Below are 14,705 nucleotides of genomic sequence, written 5' to 3'. Positions count from 1 at the left end.
TTTATTCCCAACGAATGTTCATCTTCAGACTTAGATTACGGGTATGCACCCGCAGCAATTGACTTCGAATACGAGTTCCATAGCTTGCGGATACCCATGCATCATGAAGCATTACTTCTGCAGCTCCCTCAAAAGCAATGGCAACCCTGCATCCACTGGTTTCGAGAACCCAGTTCATCTGATGTCCGGTTACTTTAACCCCTGGAGCCAGCATTAACGAGATGGATACCGATGGAGCTGGATCGGAGCTCACGCCGACTTTCTCCATCGTATCGACAATAACCAGCCCCGCTTCTTCCAGCTTCATCTCGCGTCTATGAATAAATCCCGCTTTTGTCAGATAACCTTGGTGACTCCCGGAAAAATGATGATCCGTAAAAGAATCACATAACGCAAAAGTCTGCTCACGCAACAAAAACAAATTCCGTTCTTCGATGTCATTCTGCTCTAGTTCGTCAATCTGCAGCGTGCTATGGACAGCCGTGCTGCGGAAGAGGTTCCTGGCCCGGAAATCTGCCGAATAGACATATGAACCGGGATCGACAATAATATCCTGTCCCTTCACGTTCAGCTCAAAGCTGAGCTGGTCATTGTGACTGTGCGCCCCATGGCCATGAAAAGACAACTCTCCGCAGCGGATCAGGCAGTATGCCTCCCTACTGCGCAGGACGTAGTAACCGCCATCCGAGAAAGCGGAGGATTTCATGAGAGTATCTCCCTGCTCCAAGACAGGTTTTATTCGTCCGGCAATCCACAACGCATCCTCTGCGCTGCCTAGACCGGCAGCCCGGAAATCATCCCGGTCAAAGAATTCACCAGCCACTGCCATCAGATGGCGAAAATCACTACGTACCCAACTGCCGTAACGGGATACGATGAGATACCTGCCATCGTCAGCATCGCCAACCAGCGGAGTCAATCCGTTCGGCTTCATGATGCTCAGCATAAATTCATGCATTTTTTCAAGACGCTTCAGATAGCGATCTGAGAAATATAGACCGTTTTGGGAGCACCATATTGTTGTTACCAGAAACATTTCAGCAACGAGACGGTGATATGAAGTGGAAGCTTCGTAGTTCGTTCCATCCCCATTGACTTGTACGAACATTTCCTTTTCCATCTCTGTCATTCCGAAGCTGAGCCATTCTTCAGGGCTTCCGCCATGAGGCTGATTTGACTGCAAGGTGAAGCTACCAAAATATAAGCCCAACGCGACCAATCCGGCCAAATTAGCCGTATAATGATTGCCCGTATGCTCCCCAGTATTCTCCAGGTTGCCGCGGATGAAGACACCATGCAGGTATAACGTGGCATGAAGGCTTTCCCAGAAGGAATCCGGTATGGACGGGCTTTTCCGGAAAAAAGGAACCGCGGCAATCCAATTGGCCGCACGGATGGCAACATCCATGGCGCAGCTCCAGTTGACCGACATTTCTACCGGGTTTCGCAATATCCAGTCATCTATCTGTGCCTTAAACTCACATGCATACTTTTCGTCATCCGTCAGCCAGTAGGCTTTACCAAACGTAAACAAATGCTGAAAACGGGAAAGTTCCCAAGGAACCTTCACGTCCGCAACATTGTCTAGGTCAACGATTTTAATCCATTTATAAAATTTGTTTTCCCACCGAAACCCTGTCTTGAAGTCCTCATGCCAAGGCAGTGACGATCCAAGATGGACATCTCCTGAACCAAGCAGGTTAAACACATGCTCGCAGATTTGGTCCGCATCGCGGATAATCTCCTGGTTTAGCCCCTCCGCGATCAGCACTTCCTTATACTGCTGGCGTTTTGCCGGATCGACGAGGAAATGACTCGAGGATTCAAAGGACCTAAACAGCTCCGGCCGCAGTGTAATGGGCGAGCGACTTATCCGGTACTGTCTGTAAGCAAACCGTGCCTCTTGGATTGCTTTGTCGGCAATTTTCTTCATCGCAGCACGAAGGGGCATTTCCATCAAACGCCTGATTTTGGTTTGAACCGTCGACATTCTTTACACGCCCACTTCCACTCGGGCAGCCTGAAGGAAAAAGCCCCTTGTATCCACAACAATCTTCTCCTGTAATAGATCAGGGCTTATGGAGCGAAAGGCTTCATGGTTCACTAGCAGCAGGACGATATCCGCCTTCCGTATCGCTTCCTCCGCATCTGCGAAAAACACATTTTCATATTGCAAACGTTCCGGCAGCTGCTTAATATGAGGCTCAGCAACATACAAGGTGGCTGCTTCCGTCTTCGTCAGATGTTCTACGATCGCCATGGACGGACTTTCGCGCAAATCGTCAATGTTCGCTTTGAAGGACAGTCCCAGACAGGCAATCACCGGCGATCTCAGCCTGGCGGCAAGCTGCAGTACCTTATCTACCACATGCCTGGGCTTTTGATCATTTACGATTCGGGCAGTATGTATAAGCTTGGCCTGCTCCGGAGCCGCATCGACCAGGAACCAAGGATCGACTGCAATGCAGTGACCGCCAACTCCAGGCCCGGGCTGAAGGATATTCACTCTTGGGTGGTGATTGGCGAGACGAATCAGCTCCCACACATCGATATCCAGATGATCACAGATCAGCGACAGTTCATTTGCAAAGGCAATATTGACATCCCGAAATGAATTTTCCGTCAACTTGGCCATTTCAGCCGTCCGGGCATTGGTTTCAAGAATAGCTCCCTTGACAAAATGCTTGTAAAAATCGGCTGTCCAGCGCGTGGAAGCTTCATCGATGCCACCGATAATGCGGTCATTTTCAACCAGTTCATGCATGATTTGACCTGGAAGCACACGCTCGGGACAATAAGATATATAAATACGGTTATATAGAAGTGAATCCGATAAACTCAAATCTTCTCTCGCTTCCATGATCCAATCTGCAATCCGTTCCGTTGTACCCACCGGGCTTGTCGATTCGAGAATGATCAGATTTCCAGGCCTTAGGAATGGAATGACCGCCTTTGCCGCCTGCTCTACATATGTCAAATCGGGTCTGTTGTTTTCACGAAATGGTGTCGGAACCGCCAAAATAAAAATATCCGCTTCTGCCGGGACCGTGGAAGCCTGAAGCAGCCCGCTTTGAACAGCACTCTGTACAGCGCGGTCCAATTCCGGCTCAGTAATATGAACCTTGCCCTGGTTAATGCCTTCTACGGTATGTATGTTAACGTCAACACCGTGCACCTGAAAGCCTCTCATAGCCAGTAGACTGGCTGTCGGAAGACCGATATATCCGAGTCCCACCACACAAACTTTCTTCACCATTGGAGTCCCTGCCTTATTATCAAATTAATGAAATAATTGAGCACTAATATACGGCTTTTTCCTGCTTCTCCATTTGCAGAATCCGGTCCATGGCCGCCAGAAGAGGAAGCCTCAGGTCCTCCTGATGCAGCGCGAAATCAATGGTGGTTAAAATGTAGCCAAGCTTTTCGCCGACATCAAATCGCTCCCCATCAAAGACATAGCCGATACAACCTTTCTCTTCAATTAACCGCTGAATGGCATCTGTCAGTTGAATCTCTCCTCCGTACCCTGCTTCCTGACGCTCCAGATAGCCAAAAATCTCTGGCGTCAGCACATAACGGCCGATAATAGCCAGATTGGAGGGAGCCTCGCCGGGAGCTGGCTTTTCCACAACCCTGAGCAGTTTATAGGCAGTACCCGCATGATCCAGCACATGCAGCGGATCGATGACCCCATAACGATGGGTCTGGTCAGCCGGAACATGGCCTACTCCTACCACGGAAGTCCCATAAGTTTCGTATTGCGAGACAAGCTGGCCTATACAAGGCACTTCCGATCTCACAACATCATCCCCCAACAGCACCGCGAATGGTTCGTTGCCTATAAAATTCCGTGCACACCATATGGCATGACCGAGTCCCTTGGCTTCCTTCTGGCGGATGTAGTGAATCTCGACAGCCGAAGAGCGGCGAACCGATTCCAGAACTTCCAACTTTCCCTTCTGCTGCAGTGTATGTTCAAGTTCGAAAGAGTAGTCGAAGTGATCCTCAATCGAGCGCTTGCCTTTTCCCGTAACGATGATGATATCCTCAATGCCCGCCGCGATCGCTTCCTCCACGATATACTGGATGGTCGGCTTATCGACGATTGGAAGCATTTCCTTGGGCATAGCCTTGGTTGCCGGCAGAAACCGTGTCCCAAGACCCGCTGCTGGAATAATCGCTTTTCTGACTTTGTTCACTTCCTTCTCCCCCTTCATATACTGCATTCTCTTTGTGATAGATTAATGTATGAGCTATATGTCCGGCGCATCACATAGCTCATACTTCAATCGAAGTATGAACCTCGGGCATCTAACCCGGCCTCACATCACACTCTCGACGATGAACGTCTAAGGTACGACAAATACCCACAGCATGATCGAGTGCCTACCGTGATAAAGGTTCAGTAGACATAACCTTCGGCCGAGAAGCCGATCCGGACTCTATTCAGGAATACTGTAATAGTAATATTGATGCGCTTCCGACTTGGTGTACTTTTTATTGTTCAGGACCACACCTAGAATGTTGGCTTTGGCGAGCTCCAGCTTTTCTTTGGTTTTCTTGATGAATTCCCGTTTTACTTTGCCAGCTTGCACGACCAGAATGACTCCGTCACTGATGGAGGCTACAATCAGGCCATCTGCTACCGCCATCACCGGCGAGGTGTCGATCAGAATGACATCGAATTCTTCTTTCCAAACTTCAATGATTTCCCTTAACTTATCCGAGGACAGCAGTTCAGTCGGATTGGGCGGTACTGGTCCGGCAGTAATGAGAGATAAGTTTTCGACGGTCGTCTGGTGAATGATTTCGCCATACGAGCACTGATTCGCCAAAATATTCGAGAGACCCACACGGTTGGGAACATTGAATATGCCTTGCAATGAAGGATGGCGCAAATCTCCGTCAATCAAGAGCACCTTTTTCCCTTCATGGGCATAAGCGACCGCCAAATTACTGATCGTTGTTGTCTTTCCTTCGCCTGCTTGGGTTGAGGTAACGACCAGCACCTGCAGCTTTTGATTCCAGCCGGAAAATTGAATATTGGTGCGGAGATTTCGGTAACCCTCAGAGATATTGGATCTGCGGTTGGTATTCATAACGAGCTTGCTTTTATTGGCTGAGTGTCGCATATTTTTCACCTGCCTGTTCTTTGGTCCTGGCTGAGGAACGTGCTCGGAGGTCGCTCTTTTTTATTTTCCGAATCGCTCCGAGAGTTGTCAGTTCAAGGTACCGTTCCACGTCATATTCGCTTTTTACAGTGTCATCCAGATATTCGAGCAGGAGAACGATGCCCACAGCAATCAGAAAGGAAGCAGCAAACGCAACTGCTATGTTCACTTTGAGCTTCGGACTGACCGGCACCGGATCTGTCTGTGGTTTGGCATTGTCCAAAATAGAAATGTTATCGATCTTCATAATTTGGGGGATTTCTTCCTTAAAGACCTGCGACACGGAGTTGACGACATTCATGGCTCGGGTGTAGGAAGGATCCCTCATTTTCAGCGTAATCACCTGCGAATTTTGTACGGTAATCACCTGCAGCTTATCGATTAATTCCTTGGAGCTTACCTGCAGATCAGGATGCTTCGCGGCGACCTTGTCCATAATGGATGCTGACGTAATGATTACTTTATAGGAATTGATCAGCATAATATTGGAGTTGATCTCATTCAAGTCCAGTCCCCGGGTTCCCCCCTGATCCACATTCATCTTATTCACGATCAGCGTACTCGTGGCCTCATACATCGGTGTCATCATATATTTGCTGAACAATCCAGCTCCCGCGGTGCAGATTACGACAAAGGCAACAATCAGCCACAGCCTCTTTCTCAGCATCTCTATCATTAACTTGAATTCCATTAGAACTCCCCCAACTCTCATACGATTTGAACCCGGGCGGCTACTCTTCCCGGAACTAGGTATGCAGGTTGCCAATCTTGCCTCCTCGGATTAATTGGGCTGCATGATGCTGCAGAGATTGCAAATAAGATGACCCGCACAGCCGGTTCACTACCTCATAACCTTCATTCGTGTAAAACCTCCTCCGTAGCGTGTTATGCGCATCGCTGCCGATCAAGTGAATAAAGCGTTGTCTGCATAAATAGGACGCCGTTTTGTGTACTTCCTCACCGAATAAACCAATCAGTGATTGGGTTGTCACCTGAAGCCTCACGCCATACTGATTAATCCATTCAAGCACCTGATCCGGGTTCTTAATAATGTCAAGATTTCGTTCCGGGTGTGCAATCACTGGGTGAATACCTTGCTGTTTCGCATAAGCCAGAAATGAATGAAAGCATTCAGGAATCCCGCGGGACGGTAGCTCAACCAGCAGATAGGAGGTTCCAGCAAGCGTCTGAAGCCGGCCAGCCCGATGCTCCGACCGGTATGATTCAGTGAGCCTGAATTCCTGCCCTGGCAATATCTTGAGCGGAATGCTGTTCTTCTTCAGCCTACTGTTTAGTGCAGCAACACGCTTCTGAATTTTTCGGGCGGGGTTGCTATACCTTTTGGTTGCATGATGCGGGGTGGCAATAATGGTATCTATTCCTTCCCTCACCGCGGTCGAAGCCATACGAAGCGCACCTTCGATGGTGGCAGGACCGTCATCCACTCCCTGAATGATGTGGCAATGAGTATCAATCATCTGATCTCACCTGTTTCCTTCATATCTATTAATGTAACAATATGTATCATAATTTGTTTATCCACAGCATTTTTTTGTTGAAGAACATCGAATTCTGAAGAGTCCTGATGAGAAACCAAACCAAGGCTAGAACTTGCGCCATTAGGAAAAAACCAAGGGGTTGCAAGAGGGAGAGGAACCCCATCCCTTAGGAAAATGGATTCAAAATGTGTATTAACTATTGACGACACTGTTAATTTACGATACATTTTGTATCATGTCAAGCGTTATTTAAGTGGACTTAAAATCCATACGGAGGGTGGAAAATGATGAAGTACGGTCACCGGATTGCGGAGCTAAGGGAGCAAAAGGGTTGGACACAGGAGGAATTATCCGCTTCGATCGGCATCAGCAGGGCCGCTTTATCTCACTACGAGAAAAACCGAAGGAAGCCGGACTTTGATACTCTGAACCGACTGGCGGATCTGTTTCAGGTCTCCATTGATTACTTGCTGGGAAGGAGAGAAATACCCAGCGCTTCCGTAGACCTGGATCCAAACTTTTCAGAACCATAAAGCTGCAGCTGTGTCATACATACCCCAGTGTCGTAGTCATTTCGCTATGAAGCTTTGCACAAATCAGGTTCAGCATGTATAATATGGTAGCAAACATACGTTTGCATTCATTTCATCTTAGTCAGTCAGAGGAGGAACAATGAAAGGTTCAACACATTTGGCGATCGGCGTAGCCATTGGAGCGGCAGCTGCCGCCCACTATCCGTTTACGCTGGAGCATGCCGCACTCTATATCGCAATTTCCGCACTTTCTGCGCTCAGTCCCGATCTGGATGGGCCAAGTATGCTGAGTTCAAGAATCGGCCAGTTTTCCAAGTGGCTGCGGGAAATGCTCTTTTGGTCCGGTCTGCTTCTGATCGTGATTTTGGCTTGGCTTTATTTTACGGAGAGTTTTTTTGTCGTCGAATATTCTCTGGCAGCACTAAGCCTGTTTCTGCTCGGTCTGATTATCAAGGACGGTCTGCTCAGGAACATTCTTGTTAGTAGCATTGGATGCCTGCTCTTGTATACCGGTTGGTCGCATCATATGATGTGGCTTATGGGATTCGGCCTATTCGTGGCTGTAGCCCCATGGCTGAAGCATCGCGGCATGACGCACACGATTTGGGCGCTGGGACTTTGGGCCGCCATAGGTTCCGGTTTGGAAAAGCAGCTTCATCTGGACGGCATCATGTTCGTGGCTACCGCCGGGTATTTATCACATCTGATTGCAGATACGCTTACGCCAAACGGCGTGAAGTGGCTATACCCCATTTTCAAAAAATCATTCAAGCTGCCGATTGCATAGGAAGTTAGTTCCATTCTACCGGTCCGTTCGGTCGATGATCAGCTTGGTGAAGTCAAGACTAATTGCGCTTGAAGGCGGTTTGGCCGGAGCCCATAATAGAATGAGCCCGGGTAAAAACCTACATAAAGCGAGGGATTCAAGATGCATCATCTGAAGCCAATGAGAATAGAAGGACATAAGAGGAAGCTGCTGTCTGCTGCACTATCAGCCGCCCTTCTCCTCCCTCTAGCGTCCCATGTGCAGGCTGCGCCTTCTCAGCAAATCCCGCCTGAAATGCTGTCCTATACGACCATGTCAATACCGAATGGGGCTGTATATGAGCATGACGATAATCAAATGATGTATGCTGCTATTCAAGGCGACCAAGTACGCATAACAGCCATTGGTGCCTACGGACAGATCAAGCCCATCACTTCATTTTCCAAGCAAAATCTCGAATATATCTCTTCATTTCACGGAACCCGTGACCACGGATTTCTGATCGCCGGCGGAAATATTATGATGAAGATCGGCCCATCGGGCAAGCTGGAGTGGGATTATTCCTCATCTTCCACCACTCCTTCAGGACTCATTCGTTCTGCCATTCAGCTGAAGGATAACAGTTATATCGCTGCCCTCAAAACACCTGCGGATATGGCGAATACAAGCAAGCTTCGTTTAATCCATTTTTCTGCAGACGGTAAAGTCATTCAGGAACAGGAGTTTCCCGGCGTAGTATTCGACAACGTGGACACGCTGACCCCTTTATCGGGCGGAGGTTTTGCCCTATCGGCGGAATCTGTGTCTGAAACCGGCCAAGAGCAGGTCTTCGTTGCCAAATGGGATGCTGATTTGAATCTGATCTGGCAAAATCGCTTTGATCCTGCGGAGGATACTCAAAATCTGTGGATCACGGCTATGTCCGAAGGGAACAACGGCGATCTTGCTCTTGCCGGTTATTACAATCATCCGAACCCGGATGGCGGTTACCGGTACCTGACATCGGGATATGCGATGAGTGTGCGGCAGGACGGTTCTCTCCAATGGGTACAGAAGCCGGATGCTTCGCTTGACCGAAGTATGCTAAACGATATCCAGCCTGCTCCGGATGGCGGTTATATGGCAACCGGAACGGTGAATCAGGACTGGCATGGTACGGTGTCGAAGCAGTTTGTCTGGAAGCTTGGCGACGATGGGACCACAAAATGGAACAAGATCATTAACCGGACTACTTTCAACAGCGGCCTTTTCATTCAGCCTCTACATATTTCGGGTCAAAAGGACACCGCCCTGCTGCTCGGTACGGCAGATGGAACTCCGACACTGATCAAGATTGGCTATTTGAAAAACCCTTAAATGATAGTTATTCCAAAAAAACAACTCCCCAAAAACCGCATGCATCTTCCAAAACAGGAAGATTGGTGCTTAGGCTTTGGGGAGTTTTTTGGGTATATTCAATAAACGGCTGCTCCTTCCATCCTTGATGAATATAATTTATTCTAGTGATAAATACTTTGTACTTGAGGGTCTCATCCCAACTTTTGGTTAAAACGGCTTCCCTAGTACATTACAATATTACTCAAGGAGAATTTAGAAGTGGCAAAAGATAAAACCATTTTTGCGGTTTGGATCAGCTTGATCAGTAATATCCTGCTGACGTTATTAAAAATTGTCACCGGTATCATTTATAATAGTAAAGTTCTCGTGGCAGACGGTATACACAACGCCGGCGATGTTGTTGCAACGATTGCCGCCCTGACCTCCGCTCTCGTCTCCAGAAAGCCTGCGGATGAAGACCATCCGTACGGACACGGCAAAGCGGAAGCCATCGCTTCCGGACTTGTGGCGATTATCTTGATTATGGCTGCGCTTCTGATGGTATATAAGTCCGTAGAATCCTTCTTCGAGCCGCCTGCCGCTGCCAGCTGGATATCTCTCATTGCAGCACTGGTCTCTTTGATCTGGAAGCAGGCGCTGTATATGTACTGCATGCGTATCGGTAAAGCGGAGAACAGCCGCAGCCTGATCGCGACCGCCTATGACCACATTGCCGACGTGTATGCGTCCGCGGCCGCTGTTGTCGGTATCGGCATTTCCCTGATTGGAGACAAATATCATATTCCATACACCGAATACGGCGACGCGGCTGCAGGCATTATCGTCTCTTACCTTGTGATTCGCCTAGGTATTAAAATGGGCCGAGAATCGATCGATATTTTAATGGACAAAAACATTACAAATGAACAGCTCGACGAGCTGTGCTCTATTATCTATTCCGTTACGAATGTAAAACGGGTAGACAGTATTCGCGCACGCGAGCTTGGCAACGCCATTATTGTGGACGTTAAGGTCAGTGTACCCAACCAATTGACGGTTAAAGAGGGTCATGACGTAAGTCGCGAGGTCAAAAAAACGATTATGCGGCGGATGAAGCAGGTCGGAGACGTGATGGTTCATTTGAACCCTTGGTACGCAGATGGTGAGGAAGAGCAGTAAAAAAGACTGCCCATCAACGTCCGAAATGGACGAAGCAGACAGTCTATAATTTAATCCTTCTGTTACAGGCGTCAAACGTCAATTCATGTTTACGCCTTCCGGGCAAGCATCTCTTTCGAGCTGATCTGGCTCAGCATATCACGTGTCATCCCATCGAGATCGTATTTTGCCTTAAAGCCCCATTCACTGGCTGCAGCGGAAGCATCAATGAAATTCGGCCAGCTCTCGGCAATAGCCTGTCTCTTTGGATCCACTTGGTATTCGAGGGCAAATGCCGGGATCACCTTGCGGATCGAAGCGGCAATAGCTTCCGGATCTACGCTCATCGCGGTGATGTTAAACGCATTCCGGTGCACCAGCTTCGCAGGGTCGGCCTCCATCAGCTGAACAACTGCATCCAGCGCATCGGGCATATACATCATATCCATATAGGTGCCCTTATCGATAAACGAAGCATAACGCCCTTGGCTCACCGCATCATAATAAATCTCTACGGCATAGTCTGTTGTGCCTCCTCCCGGAGGGGTCGCGTAGGAGATGAGGCCAGGGAACCGGATACCTCTGGTATCCAATCCATACTTATGAAAATAATAATCACACAGAAGCTCCCCGGACACCTTATTCACACCATACATCGTGGTTGGACGCTGAATGGTATCCTGCGGCGTATGATCCTTTGGCGTGGTTGGGCCGAACGCTCCGATGGAGCTTGGGGTAAAGAACTGGCAGCCAAGCTCTCTTGAGACTTCCAGCGCATTCACCAGACCGCCCATATTCAGGTTCCAGGCCAGCAGCGGCTTCTCTTCAGCTGTTGCGGACAGCAGCGCTGCCAAATGGATCATCGTGTCCACCTGATATCGTTTGGCAACCTCGAACATGGCTTTATCATCCGTTACATCCAGAGTTTCAAACGGTCCCGATCTTGTAATTTCATGTCCCGTATTCCGCACATCGGTAGCAATGACATGATCGTTACCATACAAATGTCTCAGCTTGGCGACCAGCTCTGATCCAATCTGGCCTAATGCACCCGTCACCAAAATTTTTTTCATCGTTATACCTCCCCGTTTGGCTTCCCCGCAGACCGTTTAGATAATCCCTAGTTCTTTACCTACCTTTTCGTAGATGGAAACGACCTGCTCCAACATTTCCTTGCTGTGGGCAGCCGTAGGCATATTGCGGATCCGTCCAGTTCCTTTAGGGACCGTTGGGAAAACGATCGCTTTGGCATATACGCCTTCCTCATACAAGCGCTTACTAAACTCCTGCGTCTTCACTTCATCTCCGATGATGCAAGGCGTAATTGGCGTCTCACTGTGACCGACATCAAACCCGAGCTTCTTCAGCTCGCTTTTCAGAAAATCGCCGTTCTCCCAAAGCTTTTTGATCAATGTCTGATCATTCATCAAAATATCCACCGAAGCGATGCACGCAGCTACCGATGCTGGCGGCATAGCGGTCGAGAACAGGAACGGACGGCTTCTCAGCTTCAGCCATTCAATCAGCTTTTTCGTACCTGCCACATATCCGCCGACCACGCCAATAGCTTTGGAAAGCGTACCAATTTGGAAATCGATGCGGTCCGACAAGCCAAAATGTTTCACAGTGCCGGCTCCCCCGCCCAAAACGCCTGAACCGTGGGCATCATCCACATACGTAATGAGATCAAACTCCTCAGCGATTTCCACGATTTCCGGCAGCTTGGCGATGTCTCCATCCATAGAGAAGACGCCGTCCGTAATGACCATGATTTTATTGTATAGACCAGATTCTTTGGCAGCCTTAGCCTGCGCTCTTAAATCTTCCATATCCGAATGCTTGAAACGGATCGTGTTGGCTTTCGACAACCGGCAGCCGTCAATGATGGAGGCATGGTTAAGCTCATCCGATAAAATGGCGTCATTTTTGTCCATAACCGCAGAAATGGCAGCCATATTGCAGTTAAAGCCTGATTGGTACGTGATAACCGCTTCCGTATGCTTGAATTCGGCCAGCTTGCGTTCCAATTCCAGATGCAGATCCAGTGTTCCGTTAATCGTTCTGACAGCTCCGGCTCCAGCGCCGTATTTTTTCGCTGCCTGGATGGATGCCTCAACCAACCGCTCGTCCGTAGCCAATCCAAGATAGTTGTTGGAAGACAGATTAATCAGCGTTTTGCCTTCAATGAGAATGGTTGGTCCGTTAGGACCTTGCAGCGGATCGATGACGTTGTACAATCCTTTGCTTTTCAGATCTTCAATATTCTCTGTTAAAAACTGCTCAAGCGAATGACTGGACATGGCAATTCCCTCCTAAATATACATATGTCCTCGTATAGAGGACATTAATATCATTAAAAATCCTTACTATACAAGTGTTTATTTATCTTCAATGTAGCATCTTTTAAACGATTTGTACATCCACCAAGGACATATAAAAACATAAAATTTTTAATTTTTTTTGAGATGGGCTCAAAGCGATTCGATCTGCCAGGAGTTGTTCATCTATTTCGTATCATTTATGCGTAAAAAAGATATTGTCATTATTTCCAAAAAGGTTTATTGTGAACCTATATGAACATAAATGAACCCTAAAAGGAGTGTTTATTTTGGAAAGAAGATATGCATCGCACCCACGAGAAGTCAAACAATTTGACACGGCACGACTGCGTGAAGAATTTCATATTCCTGTCTTGTTCACCCCGAATCGCCTGGAGCTTGTTCTGACACACGAAGACCGGCTCATCATTGGCGGCGCTTTTCCGGTAAATGAGGAAGTCAAGCTGGACATGGATTTAAAAGAGCTTGGCGTTAGCTATTTTCTGGAGCGTCGTGAAATCGGTATCATTAACGTCGGCGGAAAAGGTATCGTTGTAGTAGAAGGCAAGGAGTATGAGCTCGACAACAAGGAATGTCTCTTTGTCGGCATGGGGAATCAGGAGGTTGTCTTTAAAAGCGTCGATTCCGCCGCTCCGGCCAAGTTCTATTTGAATTCCGCTCCGGCCCACCAATCTTATACAACACAAAAGGCCACACTTGCGGATGCCGAGTCCGCGGACCTCGGTTCCATCGAGAATTCCAATGACCGGACCATCTACCGGTTTATTCATCAAAATGGCATTCAAAGCTCGCAGCTGGTCATGGGTATGACTCTGCTTAAGACAGGTAATATGTGGAATACAATGCCAGCGCATGTTCATCCCCGCCGTATGGAAGCTTACATGTATTTTGATCTTCCAGAGGAATCGGTTGTCTTTCATTTAATGGGTGAACCAAGCGAAACGCGCCACATCGTCATGAGAAACGAGCAAGCCGTGATCTCGCCAAGCTGGTCGATTCACAGCGGAGTAGGCACAAGCAATTATACATTTATCTGGGGCATGGCTGGCGACAACAAAATTTATTCCGATATGGACCCGGTTGACATGAAGGATTTAAAATAAAGCGAAACCGATTCTTATTTACCCTGATTTGAAATGAGGCATGTGAAATGAACCCGATACTGCGGCACGAGAAGATTATGGAAGTTTTGCTGACAAGCAAAGAAGTTACCGTGACGGAATTAAGCGACATCTTAGAGGTCACGGGTAAAACGATTCGTGAAGACCTGACCAAGCTGGAGGAACAGGGGCTGATTCGCCGCGTTCACGGCGGCGCCGTACTTGCTCAAGCGGATCAATTCGGCATATTGCCGTTAAAGGAACCGATCGCAAGACATCTGGACATGAAACGGAGCATTGCTGCGGCAGCCGTGAAACGGATCCAGCCCAGCGATATTATCGCTCTGGACGGCGGAAGCACCACGCTGGAAATTGCCCGCCTTCTGCCCAACCAGCAGCTTACGGTCATTACGAACGATGTATATATTATCAGCGAGCTTTCCAAAAAAGATAAAATCAATCTCGTTGTTCCTGGAGGCTACAGGGTCCGCAACATTCTAACCGGTCCGGAAGCCGTGGCTTATGTAAAAGAGCTGAATATCCAAAAAGCTTTCATATCAGCTACCGGCATACATCCGGAGCATGGACTTACCATTTATACCGGGGAATTGATTGCATTCAAGCGTGCTCTCATCGACACAGCGAGGGAAATTATCGTAGTGGCCGATCATCATAAATTTGGACAGACTGCGCTGCGTACGTTTGCGCAGCTGAAGGAGCTTCACAGTCTGATTACAGACAATGAGATGCCAGGCAAACTATTGGAGCAGTTCCGGGCAGCCAATGTACCGATTGAGCTGAGCGGGGATTATTGATCCCCAT

General features: G+C 48.2%; 13 protein-coding genes and 1 pseudogene. 6 read left to right on the top strand and 8 right to left on the bottom strand.

Annotated features, from left to right (window positions below; all coding sequences use genetic code 11):
* Position 1: 1 nt before the first annotated feature.
* The 6 genes from MUG84_RS01805 to MUG84_RS01780 all read right to left on the bottom strand — a co-directional run bounded on the left by MUG84_RS01805 (position 2) and on the right by MUG84_RS01780 (position 6,649).
* On the bottom strand, positions 2 to 1,990 hold the full coding sequence (locus MUG84_RS01805; protein WP_244718626.1) for a heparinase II/III family protein: 1,989 nt from the start codon (positions 1,988 to 1,990) through the stop codon (positions 2 to 4).
* 3 nt (positions 1,991 to 1,993) lie between these two features.
* Positions 1,994 to 3,256 (bottom strand): UDP-N-acetyl-D-mannosamine dehydrogenase, encoded by a 1,263-nt coding sequence (gene wecC, locus MUG84_RS01800; RefSeq protein WP_244718609.1) that lies wholly within the window; start codon positions 3,254 to 3,256, stop codon positions 1,994 to 1,996.
* A gap of 43 nt (positions 3,257 to 3,299) precedes the next feature.
* Complete coding sequence (gene galU, locus MUG84_RS01795) at positions 3,300 to 4,199, bottom strand: UTP--glucose-1-phosphate uridylyltransferase GalU (protein ID WP_244718606.1); 900 nt, start codon at positions 4,197 to 4,199, stop codon at positions 3,300 to 3,302.
* 243 nt (positions 4,200 to 4,442) lie between these two features.
* Complete coding sequence (locus MUG84_RS01790; protein ID WP_244718602.1) at positions 4,443 to 5,132, bottom strand: CpsD/CapB family tyrosine-protein kinase; 690 nt, start codon at positions 5,130 to 5,132, stop codon at positions 4,443 to 4,445.
* On the bottom strand, positions 5,113 to 5,862 hold the full coding sequence (locus MUG84_RS01785) for a YveK family protein (RefSeq protein WP_244718599.1): 750 nt from the start codon (positions 5,860 to 5,862) through the stop codon (positions 5,113 to 5,115). The genes MUG84_RS01790 and MUG84_RS01785 overlap by 20 nt, the downstream gene beginning before the upstream one ends.
* A 55-nt stretch (positions 5,863 to 5,917) precedes the next feature.
* The gene (locus tag MUG84_RS01780; protein WP_244718596.1) at positions 5,918 to 6,649 is read right to left on the bottom strand and encodes a tyrosine-protein phosphatase; all 732 of its coding nucleotides are present in this window, start codon (positions 6,647 to 6,649) and stop codon (positions 5,918 to 5,920) included.
* A gap of 308 nt (positions 6,650 to 6,957) precedes the next feature.
* Here MUG84_RS01780 and MUG84_RS01775 point away from each other — a divergent pair.
* The 4 genes and pseudogenes from MUG84_RS01775 to MUG84_RS01760 all read left to right on the top strand — a co-directional run.
* Positions 6,958 to 7,182, top strand: a pseudogene (locus MUG84_RS01775) (helix-turn-helix domain-containing protein); the annotation flags it as partial.
* 160 nt (positions 7,183 to 7,342) lie between these two features.
* Complete coding sequence (locus MUG84_RS01770) at positions 7,343 to 7,990, top strand: metal-dependent hydrolase (protein ID WP_244718593.1); 648 nt, start codon at positions 7,343 to 7,345, stop codon at positions 7,988 to 7,990.
* 141 nt (positions 7,991 to 8,131) lie between these two features.
* Positions 8,132 to 9,325: a hypothetical protein gene (locus MUG84_RS01765; RefSeq protein ID WP_244718590.1), complete on the top strand. Its 1,194-nt coding sequence runs from the start codon at positions 8,132 to 8,134 to the stop codon at positions 9,323 to 9,325.
* A gap of 240 nt (positions 9,326 to 9,565) precedes the next feature.
* Positions 9,566 to 10,465: a cation diffusion facilitator family transporter gene (locus MUG84_RS01760; protein WP_244718587.1), complete on the top strand. Its 900-nt coding sequence runs from the start codon at positions 9,566 to 9,568 to the stop codon at positions 10,463 to 10,465.
* Positions 10,466 to 10,554: 89 nt separating this feature from the next.
* On the opposite strand, the gene MUG84_RS01755 is transcribed toward MUG84_RS01760, so the two are convergent.
* Entirely contained in the window at positions 10,555 to 11,517 is a 963-nt protein-coding gene (locus MUG84_RS01755) for an L-threonine 3-dehydrogenase (RefSeq protein WP_244718583.1), read from the bottom strand.
* Positions 11,518 to 11,553: 36 nt separating this feature from the next.
* On the bottom strand, positions 11,554 to 12,744 hold the full coding sequence (locus MUG84_RS01750; protein WP_244718579.1) for a glycine C-acetyltransferase: 1,191 nt from the start codon (positions 12,742 to 12,744) through the stop codon (positions 11,554 to 11,556).
* A 308-nt stretch (positions 12,745 to 13,052) separates the two neighbouring features.
* Here MUG84_RS01750 and kduI point away from each other — a divergent pair, with 308 nt between their 5' ends.
* Both kduI and MUG84_RS01740 read left to right on the top strand, forming a co-directional pair.
* Positions 13,053 to 13,886 carry a 5-dehydro-4-deoxy-D-glucuronate isomerase gene (gene kduI, locus MUG84_RS01745; RefSeq protein ID WP_244718575.1) on the top strand — a complete coding sequence of 278 codons (834 nt, stop codon included), beginning with the start codon at positions 13,053 to 13,055 and terminating at the stop codon, positions 13,884 to 13,886.
* A gap of 47 nt (positions 13,887 to 13,933) precedes the next feature.
* The gene (locus MUG84_RS01740; RefSeq protein WP_244718572.1) at positions 13,934 to 14,698 is read left to right on the top strand and encodes a DeoR/GlpR family DNA-binding transcription regulator; all 765 of its coding nucleotides are present in this window, start codon (positions 13,934 to 13,936) and stop codon (positions 14,696 to 14,698) included.
* Positions 14,699 to 14,705 lie beyond the last annotated feature (7 nt).

The organism is Paenibacillus mangrovi, from assembly GCF_022898935.1.
Taxonomy (GTDB): domain Bacteria; phylum Bacillota; class Bacilli; order Paenibacillales; family Paenibacillaceae; genus Paenibacillus_AQ; species Paenibacillus_AQ mangrovi.
Note: the sequence above shows the minus strand (reverse complement) of the source record. Positions and strands in the feature narration are given on the sequence as shown.

Coding starts and splice junctions, on each gene's coding strand:
- MUG84_RS01805 (WP_244718626.1), bottom strand. CDS start 1,990: ATGTCGACGGTTCAAACCAAAATCAGGCGTTTGATGGAAATGCCCCTT.
- wecC (WP_244718609.1), bottom strand. CDS start 3,256: ATGGTGAAGAAAGTTTGTGTGGTGGGACTCGGATATATCGGTCTTCCG.
- MUG84_RS01790 (WP_244718602.1), bottom strand. CDS start 5,132: ATGCGACACTCAGCCAATAAAAGCAAGCTCGTTATGAATACCAACCGC.
- MUG84_RS01785 (WP_244718599.1), bottom strand. CDS start 5,862: ATGGAATTCAAGTTAATGATAGAGATGCTGAGAAAGAGGCTGTGGCTG.
- MUG84_RS01780 (WP_244718596.1), bottom strand. CDS start 6,649: ATGATTGATACTCATTGCCACATCATTCAGGGAGTGGATGACGGTCCT.
- MUG84_RS01770 (WP_244718593.1), top strand. CDS start 7,343: ATGAAAGGTTCAACACATTTGGCGATCGGCGTAGCCATTGGAGCGGCA.
- MUG84_RS01765 (WP_244718590.1), top strand. CDS start 8,132: ATGCATCATCTGAAGCCAATGAGAATAGAAGGACATAAGAGGAAGCTG.
- MUG84_RS01755 (WP_244718583.1), bottom strand. CDS start 11,517: ATGAAAAAAATTTTGGTGACGGGTGCATTAGGCCAGATTGGATCAGAG.
- MUG84_RS01750 (WP_244718579.1), bottom strand. CDS start 12,744: ATGTCCAGTCATTCGCTTGAGCAGTTTTTAACAGAGAATATTGAAGAT.
- MUG84_RS01740 (WP_244718572.1), top strand. CDS start 13,934: ATGAACCCGATACTGCGGCACGAGAAGATTATGGAAGTTTTGCTGACA.